Source organism: Rathayibacter sp. KR2-224 (assembly GCF_049446075.1).
GTDB lineage: Bacteria > Actinomycetota > Actinomycetes > Actinomycetales > Microbacteriaceae > Humibacter.
The window spans coordinates 361,846-374,971 of record NZ_JBMSEB010000001.1 but is presented as its reverse complement, the minus strand read 5'-3'; the positions used below and the strand labels follow the sequence as shown (position 1 = coordinate 374,971).

Genomic DNA, 13,126 nt, shown 5'->3' with positions numbered 1-13,126 from the left:
GAAGACGTGCTGACGCACTCGCCCCGTGGACGGATCCCAGTCCATTCGGGTATGTCAGACTGGCCAAGTGGGGACAATGCTACCGGCCGGATTCCCGTCGGCCACGAGCCTTGCCGACGTTCTGACCAGTTGCCTCGCCGCGGTCTGCGGCGGTCGTCCCACCATCTCCGTTCCGCCCGTCTCCCGAGCCGTCGTCGTGCTGGCGGACGGCCTGGGCGCCCACGCCCTCCGTGCTCGAGCCGGTCACGCCCGCTTCCTCGGGCCGCGCCTCACGCGCGCGTCCACCATCGACAGCGGCGCCCCGACGACGACCGCATCGGCCATAGCGACGCTGTGCACGGGACGGATGCCTGGCGAGCACGGCATCGTGGGCTACCGGGCGTTCGACCCGGCGTCGGCCCGCACCTTCAACCACCTCAGCGGCTGGGCAGGCGTTCCCGAGCCCGCTCGCTGGCAACGATCAGAGACCGTGTTCGAGGCGGCCGCGCGCGAGGGCATCCCTTCGTATGCCGTCGGCCCCGAGAGGTACCGGTCGTCGTCGTACACGGCCGCGGTGCTGCGTGGCGCCGAGTACGTGGGCGCGAGCAGCATGCAGCGACGAGTGGAGCTGGTGCGCGACCTCTTCGACCAGGGCGGCAAACGTCTTGTCTACCTCTATGTTCCGGAGCTCGACGTCGCGGCGCATGCGGCCGGCTGGGAGTCGGATGCCTGGCTCGTCGCGCTCGAGGAGCTGGACTCGGTCATGTCCGCGCTCGCACGATCGCTGCGTGCCGGGGAGGGAGCTTTCGTTACGGCGGACCACGGCATCCTCGACATCCCGGCCTCCTCGCACGTGCTGTATGACACCGTGCCGGAGCTCACGGATGGCGTCGCACACGTCGGCGGTGACCCTCGTCTGCTGCAGCTCTACCTGCACAACCGGGCGACGGAGTCCGACGAGCGCCGCCTGGCCGACGCCTGGCAGAGCGCTGAGGGCCACAGGGCATGGGTGGCCACGCGTGCGGAGGCGATCGAGGCCGGGTGGTTCGGTCCACAGGTCGACGCAGAGGTGTCGCCGCGGATCGGCAACGTGCTGGTGGCAGCGAGGGCCCGCGTGGCGTACTACGACTCGAAGCCGGAGAGCGCGAAGGCGCGCACCATGGTCGGCCAGCACGGATCCTTCACACCCGAGGAGCAAAAGGTTCCACTCATCCGACTCGGCGCCTTCGACTGACGCCAAAGCGCGGGCGGCTTCGCGGAACGCCTTGTCAGGCCAGATCGTCGTCCGTACGTGCGCCGAACACGATCTCGTCCCAGCTGGGCATCGACTTGCGGCCCCGTTTCATGCCGCGCACCGGTCCGGTTCCCGAACGATCGGACGACGAAGACATCATCGGCGGCTGGGCGGATCCTTGAACGTCAGGCGTGTCGAATGTGTCGAGAGGCACGTCGACGGCCTGAGGCTGAGAGTCCCGCAAGCCCGCCGCCTCGCGCTCCCCGCGACGCTTGCGCAGAGCCTCCAGCAGGTCGGCGGTCTGGTGCACGTCGCGTGGCTCTTCGTCATCCGCCCGCTTGATGGCTTGGATGGTGACGGCGTTGTTCGCATTCTGGGGAGCGCGGCTCAGAGGCGATTCCGGCCGTGGGGCCGTCGCGTTGACATCGTCGACGGCGAATGCGCCGCTGTCGAAGCGCGATTCGTCCGGCACGGGCAGCACGGGGGAGACGGCGCGCAGCCGCGGGATGAGGCCCGTCTGCAACTCGCCCTGTTGCGACAGCGTGTGAGCGTCGGCATTCGACGGAGCGAGCGCGAGCTTGCGCGGTTCGAACGTCCAGCGTGCGTCGTGCTCGACCTCGTCGGTCGTGAACGTGAGCTTGACGATCCAGCCGCCCTCCGGTTCCTTCCAGCTGGTCCACCGCTCGCCGGAAGCGCCGAGCGCCGCCAGGCGGTCGCGGATGACCGACCCGAAGGTGTCGCCCTCGCTCAGCGGGTCGATGTCGGCTCCCGTTCGCACCGGAACGGCGAGTGCCGAGGCGACGATGTGATCGCGCTCGGCGATGATCGGCCCCTCGAAACGTTCGACGTATCCGATGGCGGCGCCGGTGAGCGACGCCACCTCCTCCGCCGAGAGACCAGAGCGAATGTGTGCCTGGATCTCCCGCGGCGACACCTTCGGCCCGGTGACCGGGTCGGGCTTGAGCTGGCGCAGCCTCGACTGCAGCATCTCGTCGATGGCGATGCGGAATTTCTCACCGCTGTCATTTGCGGCGAGCAGTGCGCCGTTCTCGACGCCGATGACTTTCAAATCCTGCATGCGAAACGCCTCTTTCGACCTCGTTGCGTTCGTCCCAACCCTGCCATGAGACATGCCGATATCCCGGGAATAACCGGGGCGCGCCGTCAGTTGATGGGAGCGCTGGTCAGAAGGCTGAAGAAGTCGAAGCGGCTTGTTTGCTATTCAGGGACTCCTGGTGCAAACTATGCCCGCCGATTTCTTCGGCACAGCTCAACGAGAAGTGGATGGGAATGGCAACCGATTACGACGCGCCGCGGAAGACCGACGACGACTCCGAGTCGATCGAGGCCCTCAAAGAGCGGGTACCCGACAAGATGTCCGGGGTGGTCGACGTCGATGATGCCGACAACCCAGGTGGATTCGAGCTGCCAGGCGCGGACCTCTCCGATATCGACCTCGACGTGGTCGTCCTGCCTCCGCAGGCCGACGAGTTCACGTGCGTGAACTGCTTCCTGGTGAAGCACCGTTCACAGATCGATCACGAGACGAAGCTCGGGCCGATCTGCGTGGAGTGCGCAGCCTGACGTCGTTTCAGGAATGAGGAGCCGGCGGCATCGTGTCGCCGGCTCTGTCGTTCAATGCGCGGGCGAGTTCGCTCGGATGCCGCGTCGACACCAGCCAGTACGGCGCCGGGTCATCCTCGTCGAGGACCACCACGCGTACCACGCCGCCCACCCAACCGCGGATGAGCAGCCACGCTCTGGCATCGAGCAATCGACCGCGCTGCAAACTCGCCTCGGTGCCGTCGAATCCCTCGGCGAGCCCCAGATACCTGCGTTCGATGTGCGCCTTGCCCGCGAGGAACTCGTCGGCCGTGACCTCGATGGTCGGCGATCCGACGATCAGCCCGACGACGCACGCCGCGTAGATCACGACGGCTGAGACGATCCCCACCGACATGTTGATCGGTGCGAAGACGATGATGCAGGCGGGGATCACGAGGGCAGTCGCAACGAACAGCCAGGGGGCGGCCCACAGCCGCTCTCGGTACACGGTCATGGGTCTATTCGACCAGAGTTCTGCACTACCCTCGACACGTGATCCAATCCGTCGACGTGCTGACCACGGCGCTCGAGCCGCCCAGGTACGCGCACCACGACGACGCCGGTGCCGACCTTTGCTCGACGGATGCCGTGACTCTCGAGCCGGGAGAGCGGGCGACGGTAGGCACAGGGGTGGCCATCGCACTGCCCGAGGGATACGCCGCCTTCGTGGTGCCTCGCAGCGGCCTCGCCGCCAAGCACGGGATCACGGTCGTGAACGCCCCCGGAACCGTGGATGCCGGCTACCGGGGCGAGATCCGAGTCACCCTGCTGAACACGGATGCCCGCGCCGCCTACACGATCGCCTCGGGCGACCGCATAGCGCAACTCGTCGTGCTGCCGGTCGTCAGGGCGCGGTTCGTCCAGACGGAGGCGTTGCCGGAGAGCGTGCGCGGCGCGAACGGCTTCGGGTCGACGGGGTACACGGCCTCAACCCCACACACACCAGTTCAGTCAGGAGAGAACGCGTGAGCGACACAGGCGACATCGCACCCGACGAGTGGGAGAAGTCGGCTCCGGAGGATCGCGAGACCGAGGGTCCGTTCGACGACAGCGAGGCCAACCCGGTTCGCCCCTACATCGATCTCGGTGGCGTGAAGGTGCTTCCACGCGACGGCCTGCAACTGCGACTCGAGGTCGAAGAGGAGACGCAGCGCGTCGTGGCTGTAGGACTCGACTACGCCGGATCCACGCTCCAGGTCCAGCCGTTCGCCGCGCCGCGCTCGAGCGGACTCTGGCACGAGATCCGCGAGCAGATCGCTGATCAGATCCAGCGCCAGGGCGGACGGACCAGCGAGCGTGACGGCGTCTTCGGTCCCGAACTCATCGCCGAGATACCCGTTGCCCAGCCGGGAGTGCCTGGCGAGACCCGTATCGCGCGATTCATCGGCGTGGACGGGCCCAGGTGGTTCCTCCGCGGCGTGATCGCCGGCGACGCCGCCATCGACCCCGCTGCCGCCGCCGACATTGAGGAACTGTTCCGCAGCATCGTCGTGGTCCGCGGCAATCAGCCCATGCCGCCGCGCGACCTGATTCCACTGCGGATGCCCGCGACGCCGAGCGACACGTGACGAACGAGAAAGATTCACGGCCGGCCACCGCTCGCTCGGGCGATCAGACCGCAAGCGACGACGAAGCCGAAACGAGCAGCCAGGCACCGCAGACTGACGCCTCAGCACCTGCCATAGCGAAGTCGATCGCCGAGGCGGCAAGCGCATCGGGGTTAGGGGCGATCGCCTCTGGCGACGCTCCCACCGGCCGCGCGCTGTTCGACGCGATGGGCGGGCTGCGTGGCCTGTGCGAAACCGTCCTTCCCGGCCTCGTCTTCCTCGTCCCGTTCACCGTGCTGACGAGCATCCATCATCCGTGGGCGCAGCAATGGGCCATGCCGCTCTCGCTTGGCGCGTCTGTGCTCGTGGCGCTGATCTTCACGCTCATCCGCGTCGTCACGAAAACCCAGATCGTTCAGGCCGTCGCCGGCCTCATCGGCGTCGGGGCATCCGCCATTCTCGCCATCGTCACAGGCAACGCCGCGAACAACTTCATACTCGGGTTCCTGATCGACGGCGCCTACGGACTCGTCGTCCTGGTGTCGATCCTGGTTCGCTGGCCGTTGCTCGGCCTGGTGATCGGTTACCTCATGGGAGACGGCATCGCCTGGCGTTCCAGCCGGCCGAAGCTGCGCGTGATGCAGGTGCTGTCGGCGTGCTGGTTCGCCCTCTTCGCGGCCCGGCTCGCGGTGCAGTTGCCGCTCTACTTCACTGGTGCGACGGTCGCCCTCGGCTTCACCAAGCTCCTGATGGGCGTTCCGCTCTACGCTTCGCTGGTTCTGGTGTCCTGGCTCGTCGCCCGCGCCGTCTACCCGCAGAAGAAGGCGGATGCCGCATCGGCTGCATGAGTCGCGCAGGGGACCGGCGACGTCCTCGGAACCAGTCCGAGCCGGCTTTCGTGGTGTTAGAGTTATCTCGACATCAAGATAAATTCGTTCGTTCGGGACGCCCGTCGAACTCCTTCGGTAAGGCCCGCCTTGCTGGAGCGATTATGGGGCCGGTCAGCAGAATGGACATCAGACGGGACGTCTCGCTCCCGGTGCCGACGAAGGAGAGGGCAGCGTGTCTGCGGTAAACAGCTTTGGAGCACGGTCCACCATCACGGTGGGTTCGACGGACTACGAGATCTTCAAGATCGAGGCCGTCCCCGGCTACGAGAAGCTTCCGTTCAGCCTCAAGGTGCTGCTGGAGAACCTGTTGCGCACCGAAGACGGCGCCAACGTCACGAAGAGCCAGATCAGCGCCCTCGGTGATTGGGAGCCGAAGGCAGAGCCGAACACGGAGATCCAGTTCACACCGGCGCGCGTGGTGATGCAGGACTTCACGGGAGTTCCCTGCATCGTCGACCTCGCCACGATGCGTGAAGCGGTCAGTGCACTCGGGGGAGACCCGAAGAAGATCAACCCGCTTGCACCGGCGGAACTCGTGATCGACCACTCGGTGATCGCGGATGTGTTCGGCACGCTCGACTCCTTCGAGCGCAACGTCGAACTCGAGTACGAGCGCAACGGGGAGCGATACCAGTTCCTGCGTTGGGGCCAGACGGCGTTCGACGACTTCAAGGTCGTTCCGCCAGGCACCGGCATCGTGCACCAGGTCAACATCGAGCACCTGGCCAGAGTGACATTCACGCGCGAGGTCGACGGAACGCTACAGGCATACCCCGACACGCTCGTCGGCACCGACTCGCACACCACCATGGTGAACGGCCTCGGGGTTCTCGGCTGGGGCGTCGGCGGCATCGAGGCCGAGGCGGCAATGCTCGGCCAGCCCGTCTCGATGCTGATCCCGAAGGTCGTCGGCTTCAAGCTGACCGGCTCCATCCCTGCCGGAGTCACGGCGACGGATGTCGTGCTCACCATCACTCAGATGCTGCGCAAGCACGGCGTGGTGGGCAAGTTCGTCGAGTTCTACGGCGCCGGTGTCGCTCAGGTGCCGCTCGCCAACCGCGCCACCATCGGAAACATGAGCCCCGAGTTCGGGTCCACCGCCGCGATCTTCCCCATCGACGACGTCACGCTCGAGTACCTCAGGCTCACGGGACGCTCCGAGGACCAGGTGAAGCTCGTCGAGGAGTACTCGAAGGTCCAGCACCTCTGGCACGACCCGTCCACGGAGCCGGCGTACAGCGAGTACCTCGAACTCGACCTCGGCACCGTGGTGCCCTCCATCGCCGGCCCACGTCGCCCCCAGGACAAGATCGAGTTGAGCCGCGCAAAGGAGCAGTTCGAGCACGATCTCAATGACTACGTGGACCCAGGGGTCTCGCTCGTTGACGAGGCGGTCGAGGGCACCTTCCCGGCATCCGATCCGCTCGGGTTCACGTCGCAAGACGAGCAGACCGCTCACCGCAAGGTCGATGGCGCCAGCCACCAGCACGAGTCAGACGCGGAGCTGGCCAGCCGGGCGCCCGCGACGGTTTCGCAGCCGACCAAGGTCGAGAACGACGGCAAGCAGTTCGTCATCGACCACGGTGCCGTGGCGATCGCCGCCATCACGTCCTGCACCAACACCTCCAACCCTGAGGTCATGCTCGCGGCCGGGCTGCTGGCGCGGAACGCTGCGCAGAAGGGCCTCAAGGCGAAGCCGTGGGTCAAGACCACGCTTGCCCCCGGGTCCAAGGTCGTCACCGAGTACTACGAGAAGGCCGGCCTTACCGGATACCTCGAAGACCTCGGGTTCTACCTGGTCGGCTACGGCTGCACCACCTGCATCGGCAACTCCGGTCCGCTGCCCGATGAGATCTCGGCTGCGGTCAACGAGAACGACCTCGCGGTGACGGCCGTGCTCTCTGGCAACCGCAACTTCGAGGGGCGCATCAACCCCGACGTCAAGATGAACTATCTGGCCAGCCCGCCGCTGGTCATCGCATACGCCCTCGCCGGATCGATGAACTTCGACTTCCAGAAGGATTCCCTCGGCACCGACAAGGACGGCAACGACGTCTACCTGCAGGACATCTGGCCCGAGGCCTCTGAGGTGCAGAAGACCATCGACGAGTCCATCAATCAGGACATGTTCACACGTGAGTACGCGAGCGTGTTCGACGGCGACGAGCGCTGGCGCTCGCTTCCCACTCCCACTGGCTCGACCTTCGAATGGGACTCGCAGTCGACGTACGTGCGCAAGCCCCCGTACTTCGACGGCATGACGATCGAGACGACGCCCGTGGTCGACATCACGGGCGCACGCGTGCTCGCCAAGCTGGGCGACTCCGTTACGACCGACCACATCAGCCCCGCGGGGTCGATCAAGGCGGACAGTCCCGCCGGCCGCTATCTCACCGAGCACGGCGTGGACCGCAAGGACTTCAACTCCTACGGCTCGCGGCGCGGCAACCACGAGGTCATGATCCGGGGAACGTTCGCCAACATCCGGCTGCGCAACCAGCTGCTGGACGGCGTCGAGGGCGGATTCACGCGTGACTTCACCCAGGAGGAAGGTCCGAAGTCGTTCATCTACGACGCATCGGTGAACTACCAGAAGAGCGGAACGCCGCTGGTGATCCTGGCCGGCAAGGAGTACGGCTCCGGATCGTCCCGCGACTGGGCCGCGAAGGGAACCTCGCTCCTCGGCGTGCGCGCGGTGATCGCCGAGAGCTTCGAACGCATCCACCGCTCGAACCTGATCGGCATGGGCGTCGTGCCGCTGCAGTTCCCGGAAGGGGAGTCGTCGGCCAGCCTCGGCCTCGACGGAACCGAAGAGATCGCGATCAGCGGGCTCACCGAACTCAATGAGGGCGAGACGCCGAAGACCGTCCACGTGACGGCGACGCCGAGCGAGCACTCCGGACCCGCAAAAGACACGGTGGAATTCGACGCCCTGGTGCGCATCGACACGCCCGGTGAGGCCGACTACTACCGCAACGGCGGCATCCTGCAGTACGTGCTCCGCAGCCTCGTCTGACGGCCGCACAGCGCGGCATGGCGGCTCGTGTGCCGGAGATCGTGGATCCCGGGCACACGAGCCACGCACCGCCACGCTCTGAGGGGTTGCCCAGGCATCCGGATGCCCGGATGTCGCGTTGCGTAGACTCGTGGGTCAGGAACGAAAGGCGGTCCGCATGACCCTTCTCGAGACGATCCGGGGCCCCCGCGACCTCGACGCTCTCTCGAAGGAACAGCTCGAGCAACTGGCGGCCGAGGTGCGCGAGTTCCTCGTCTCCAACGTCGCCAAGACGGGTGGGCATCTCGGGCCGAACCTCGGTGTGGTGGAGCTGACGATCGCTCTTCACCGGGTGTTCCACTCGCCGCACGACGCCATCGTCTTCGACACCGGACACCAGGCGTACGTGCACAAGCTCCTGACCGGCAGGCAGGACTTCTCGACGCTGCGGCAGACCGGCGGACTCGCGGGCTACCCGCAGCGCGCGGAGTCGGAGCACGACATCGTCGAGTCGTCCCATGCGTCCAGTTCGCTCTCCTGGGCAGACGGCATCTCAAGAGCTTTCACGATGACGGGGCAGCGGGAACGGTACGTCATAGCCGTGGTCGGCGACGGCGCGCTCACGGGCGGCATGACGTGGGAGGCGCTGAACAACATCAGCGACGACAACGACCGTCGCCTCATCATCGTGGTGAACGACAATGGGCGATCGTATGCGCCCACGATCGGCGGCATGGCGCGCTTCCTCAACAGTGTGCGCACCCGTCGGGGGTACAAGAACCTCTACCTGACGAGCCGCGCCGCATTCGACAAGCTCGGTGCGCCAGGCCGAGCCGTCTATCGAGGCATCCGCGGCGGCGTCCACGGGTTCCTGTCCCGCTTCACCAACAACGAGGCGCTGTACTCCAACCTTGATATCAAGTACATCGGCCCGGTACAGGGACACGACCTCGACGCGCTCACGGAGGCGCTGGAACAGGCGAAGGACTACGACGCCCCAGTGATCGTGCACGCCATCACCGAAAAGGGCCGCGGGTACGAGCCCGCGCTGCGCGACGTGGCAGACCAGTTCCACAGCGTCGCTCCCATCGATCCGGAGACGGGGGAGCCGATCGAACCCGTGAGCGGCGTGTCGTGGCCGTCCGTGTTCGCGGACGAGATCGTTCGGCTCGCTGAGAAGGACGACCGCCTCGTCGGCATCACCGCCGCCATGCTCAGGCCGGTCGGCCTGCACCGGTTCGCCGAGCGCTTCCCCTCGAGGGTCATCGACGTCGGCATTGCCGAACAGCACGCGGCGACGAGCGCCGCGGGCATGGCGTTCGGCGGGCTCCACCCCGTGGTCGCGCTCTACGCCACGTTCATGAATCGCGCGTTCGACCAGGTTCTGATGGACGTCGGCCTGCACAGGGCGGGCGTCACGTTCGTGCTCAGCAGTGCAGGGGTCACGGGGCCGGACGGACCCAGCCATCACGGCATCTGGGACCTCGCAACCCTGCAGGTCGTGCCAGGCATCCGCATTGCGGCGCCCCGCGACGGGGAGCGACTGAGGGAAGAACTCGGTGAAGCCGTCTCCGTGCAGACGGGTCCGACCGTGGTCCGCTACCCGAAGGGGTCAGTTCCCGCACCGATCACAGCCGTGCGGCGCACCTCCGACGGCGTGGACGTGCTGCGCGAAGACGAGGCACGTGACGTTCTCATCGTCACCGTGGGTGCGATGGCCTCGACGGGGCTGGAGGTGGCCGAGCGCCTGGCAGCGCAAGGAATCGGATGCTCCGTCATCGATCCGCGCTGGGTAGTACCCGTTCCCGCGAGCGTCATCGAGTTCTCGGCAGGACACCGCATCGTCGTGTGCATCGAAGACGGTGTGCGCGTCGGCGGCGTCGGCACACGCATCAGGCAGGACCTGCGTGAAGCGGGCGTGGACACTGCAGTGACAGAGGTGGGACTGCCCGACGAGTTCCTGGAACACGGCGCGCGCAACGACATCATGGAACGTGCCGGCATGACCCCGCAGCACATCGCGCACGACGTCATGGGCATGGTGCTCGGATCGAAGCTGCCGTATGCCCGCGGCGTGAGCGGGGACACCGGCGCTCAGCCCATCGTGGCGCGCGCAGAGGACTGAGCTCGTCGCTCACCGAACCACGTCGTACCGCAGCCCGACGGCCCCGCTGGGGAAGGTGCTGCGCTCCGTGAGCCGCAGGTCGAGCTGGGCTTCGACGGGCAGGAGCGGTGCTCCGGCCCCCAGCACAACGGGCATGACCGTCACGATGAGTTCATCAAGCCTGCCCAATTGAGCGAACTGCGCGACGACGTCACCGCCACCCATCAGCCAGACGTCACGCGACCCTGCGACGGAGACGAGCTCGTCGGCGATCTCCGCCACGTCGCCGGCGAAGAAACGGATGTCCTTGCCCGGCACGACAGGCAGCTCGCGGTGCGTAAGAACCCACGCGGGAACGTCGTATCCGTACGCCTCGGTGCCCTCGCCGAGGATGAATTCGTAGGTCGACGAGCCCATCACGATCGCGCCAACGTCGGCCGTGAACCGCTCGTAGTCGGCCGTGAATTCGTCGAAGCCGAAGGCCGTGAGCCAGTCGATCGCATTGTGACGATCAGCGATGAACCCGTCGAGACTCGAAGCGACGTAGTACCTGAACCGTGTCATCGGCGCAGGCTAACGCGGGCCCCCGACATGAGTCGGGAGCCCGCGTTCCGGTGCGGAATCCCTAAGCTCCTACGCCCTTGATCACAGGGTGGTGGAACGTGTCGCCGAACACGCGCTCGCTCGCCCCGACTCGATCCAGGTACGGCGTCAGTCCGCCCATCTGGAACGGGAAGCCGGCGCCGAGGATCATGCACAAGTCGATGTCCTCGGCCGCTGCGACCACGTGGTCGTCCGCGAGCATCCTGTGCACCTCGTCGGCGAGCCCGTCCTGAACCCTCGCGAGGATCTGCTCCTCCGTCATGGGGCTTCTTCCTACGGTGATCACCTTGAGTGCACCCTTGTCGAATCCCTTGACGTTGCCTTTGGCGTCCTTGTCGAGCAGCTTTCCGTAGTCCGCCAGCTTGTGCAGGTTCTCACTGCGATAGAAGCGGTCGGGGAACGCCTCGTGGTGTGTGTCGAGCACGTGCGCGCCCACCCGGAGCCCCACGAGGTCGAGCAGCACGGAGGGAGCCATCGGAAGGCCGAGCGGTGCGATCGCCTTGTCGACCGTCTCGAACGGTGTGCCGTTGTCCACCGCGTACATCGCCTCGCCGAGCAGTTTGGCGAGCACACGGTTGACCACGAAGCCCGGCGTGTCGGCAGTGATGACGGCGTTCTTGCGCAGCTTGGCAGCGGTGACCATCGCGGTCGAGAGGGTGGCGTCATCCGTCTTGGGGGCTTTGACCACCTCGATGAGCGGCATGACGGCCACGGGTGTGAAGAAGTGGAATCCGACCAGACGCTCGGGATGCTCCAGCTTCGCGCCGATCCGGTCCACCGACAGGCTGGAGGTGTTCGTGGCGAGCACCGCCTCGGGGGAGACGATCCTCTCGATCTCGGCGAAGACATCCTGTTTCACGCCGAGTTCCTCGAAGACCGCCTCGATCACCCAGTCGCAGTCCGCGAATTCGCTCTTGTCGGTTGTGCCGCGGATGAGAGCCCTGAGCCGGTTCGCTTCGTCAGATCCGATGCGACCCTTCGCGAGGAGACTGTCGATCTCGTCGTTGATGTGCCCGACACCCTTGTCCACGCGCTCCTGGTCGATGTCGGTGATGACCACCGGCACCTGCAGGCGGCGCAGGAACAGCAGGGCGAACTGGCTGGCCATGTACCCGGCGCCGAGCACGCCGACCTTGGTCACCTTCTTGGCGAGCTCCTTGTCCGGTGCGCCCGCCGGCCGCTTGGCCCGCTTCTGCACGAGATTGAATGCATAGATGGATGCCTGCAACTGGTCGCCCGCGATCAGGTCAGCGAGGGCGTCGTCCTCGAGCGCGAAGCACGCCTCCTTGTCGCCGCCCTTCGCCGCCTTGAGCAGGTCGAGCGCCTTGAACGGAGACAGCGGGACCGTGCCCAGCTTGGACGCCACCTGATCGCGCGCGATCTTGATCGCGATGTCCCACTTCGCCATCCGCTCGATCTTCCCCGGAGCGTTCTTGCGATCGACCTTCTCGGTGCCACTCAGCACGCCGTCCACGAACTTGATCGAGTCCTCGAGGAAGTTCACCGGCGGGAAGATGCGGTCCGCGATGCCAAGCTGGAAGGCATCCTGGGCCTTCAACATGCGGTTCTGCTTCAGCGGGTTCTCGATCACCACCTTGAGCGCGTTCTCGATGCCGATCAGGTTGGGGAGCAGGAACGTGCCGCCCCATCCGGGCACGAGTCCGAGGAACACTTCGGGCAGCGCGATACCTGCGGCGGATGCGTCGATCGTGCGGTAGTCGGCGTTCAGCGGGAGCTCGAGCCCCCCGCCAAGGGCCAGGCCGTTGATGAACACGAAGCTCGGCACACCGAAGGTCGCTTGCTTGCTGAGCACGAAATGGCCGAGCTGGGCGAGCTTCTTGGCGATGTCACGACTCGGAACCTCGGCGACCTTCGAGAGGTCGGCACCTGCGGCGAGGATGAAGGGCTTGCCGGTCGTGGCCACCGCGTGGATCTCGCCCCGGCCGGCGCGCTGCTTCAGGTCGTCGAATGTCTTGCCGAGCTCGAGCAGTCCTACCGGACCGAAGGTGTTGGGGCGTGTGTGATCCCGGCCGTTGTCCAGCGTGACGAGGGCAAGGACCTTTCCGGACGCCAGGCGAACGTCGTGCACATGGTTGTGCGTCACGACCTCGTCGTCGGCGAAGGCCAGCAGGTCGGAGAAGTCGATCTTCGAATAGTCGGTCACGCTCG

11 protein-coding genes are annotated in these 13,126 nt (G+C 66.3%); 7 read left to right on the top strand and 4 right to left on the bottom strand.

What is annotated here, in order from left to right; genetic code table 11:
* Positions 1–76 precede the first annotated feature (76 nt).
* Positions 77–1,213, top strand: a complete 1,137-nt coding sequence (locus tag ACO2Q7_RS01775) for an alkaline phosphatase family protein (RefSeq protein ID WP_423355937.1) — start codon at positions 77–79, stop codon at positions 1,211–1,213.
* A gap of 34 nt (positions 1,214–1,247) precedes the next feature.
* On the opposite strand, the gene sepH is transcribed toward ACO2Q7_RS01775, so the two are convergent.
* On the bottom strand, positions 1,248–2,291 hold the full coding sequence (sepH, locus tag ACO2Q7_RS01770) for a septation protein SepH (protein WP_423353922.1): 1,044 nt from the start codon (positions 2,289–2,291) through the stop codon (positions 1,248–1,250).
* Positions 2,292–2,503: 212 nt separating this feature from the next.
* Here sepH and ACO2Q7_RS01765 point away from each other — a divergent pair, with 212 nt between their 5' ends.
* Positions 2,504–2,797 carry a DUF4193 domain-containing protein gene (locus tag ACO2Q7_RS01765; RefSeq protein WP_325452007.1) on the top strand — a complete coding sequence of 98 codons (294 nt, stop codon included), beginning with the start codon at positions 2,504–2,506 and terminating at the stop codon, positions 2,795–2,797.
* 7 nt (positions 2,798–2,804) lie between these two features.
* Here the strand turns inward: ACO2Q7_RS01765 and ACO2Q7_RS01760 are convergent, their stop codons facing one another.
* Positions 2,805–3,272, bottom strand: coding sequence for a DUF3093 domain-containing protein (locus ACO2Q7_RS01760; protein ID WP_423353921.1), 468 nt, complete (start codon positions 3,270–3,272; stop codon positions 2,805–2,807).
* A 38-nt stretch (positions 3,273–3,310) separates the two neighbouring features.
* On the opposite strand from ACO2Q7_RS01760, the gene dut reads away from it, so the two are divergent.
* From dut to dxs, 5 genes are all read left to right on the top strand, one after another.
* Positions 3,311–3,787: a dUTP diphosphatase gene (gene dut, locus ACO2Q7_RS01755; protein WP_423353920.1), complete on the top strand. Its 477-nt coding sequence runs from the start codon at positions 3,311–3,313 to the stop codon at positions 3,785–3,787.
* On the top strand, positions 3,784–4,386 hold the full coding sequence (locus tag ACO2Q7_RS01750; protein WP_423353919.1) for a DUF3710 domain-containing protein: 603 nt from the start codon (positions 3,784–3,786) through the stop codon (positions 4,384–4,386). The genes dut and ACO2Q7_RS01750 overlap by 4 nt, the downstream gene beginning before the upstream one ends.
* Positions 4,383–5,213, top strand: coding sequence for a DUF3159 domain-containing protein (locus ACO2Q7_RS01745; protein ID WP_423353918.1), 831 nt, complete (start codon positions 4,383–4,385; stop codon positions 5,211–5,213). The genes ACO2Q7_RS01750 and ACO2Q7_RS01745 overlap by 4 nt, the downstream gene beginning before the upstream one ends.
* 214 nt (positions 5,214–5,427) lie before the next feature.
* Positions 5,428–8,271 carry an aconitate hydratase gene (locus tag ACO2Q7_RS01740; RefSeq protein ID WP_423353917.1) on the top strand — a complete coding sequence of 948 codons (2,844 nt, stop codon included), beginning with the start codon at positions 5,428–5,430 and terminating at the stop codon, positions 8,269–8,271.
* A gap of 157 nt (positions 8,272–8,428) precedes the next feature.
* Positions 8,429–10,375, top strand: coding sequence for a 1-deoxy-D-xylulose-5-phosphate synthase (gene dxs, locus ACO2Q7_RS01735; protein WP_423353916.1), 1,947 nt, complete (start codon positions 8,429–8,431; stop codon positions 10,373–10,375).
* A 9-nt stretch (positions 10,376–10,384) separates the two neighbouring features.
* Here the strand turns inward: dxs and ACO2Q7_RS01730 are convergent, their stop codons facing one another.
* Together ACO2Q7_RS01730 and ACO2Q7_RS01725 are read right to left on the bottom strand one after the other, a co-directional pair.
* Positions 10,385–10,918 carry a dihydrofolate reductase family protein gene (locus ACO2Q7_RS01730; protein WP_423353915.1) on the bottom strand — a complete coding sequence of 178 codons (534 nt, stop codon included), beginning with the start codon at positions 10,916–10,918 and terminating at the stop codon, positions 10,385–10,387.
* 61 nt (positions 10,919–10,979) lie between these two features.
* Complete coding sequence (locus ACO2Q7_RS01725) at positions 10,980–13,121, bottom strand: 3-hydroxyacyl-CoA dehydrogenase NAD-binding domain-containing protein (RefSeq protein WP_423353914.1); 2,142 nt, start codon at positions 13,119–13,121, stop codon at positions 10,980–10,982.
* Positions 13,122–13,126: the final 5 nt, after the last annotated feature.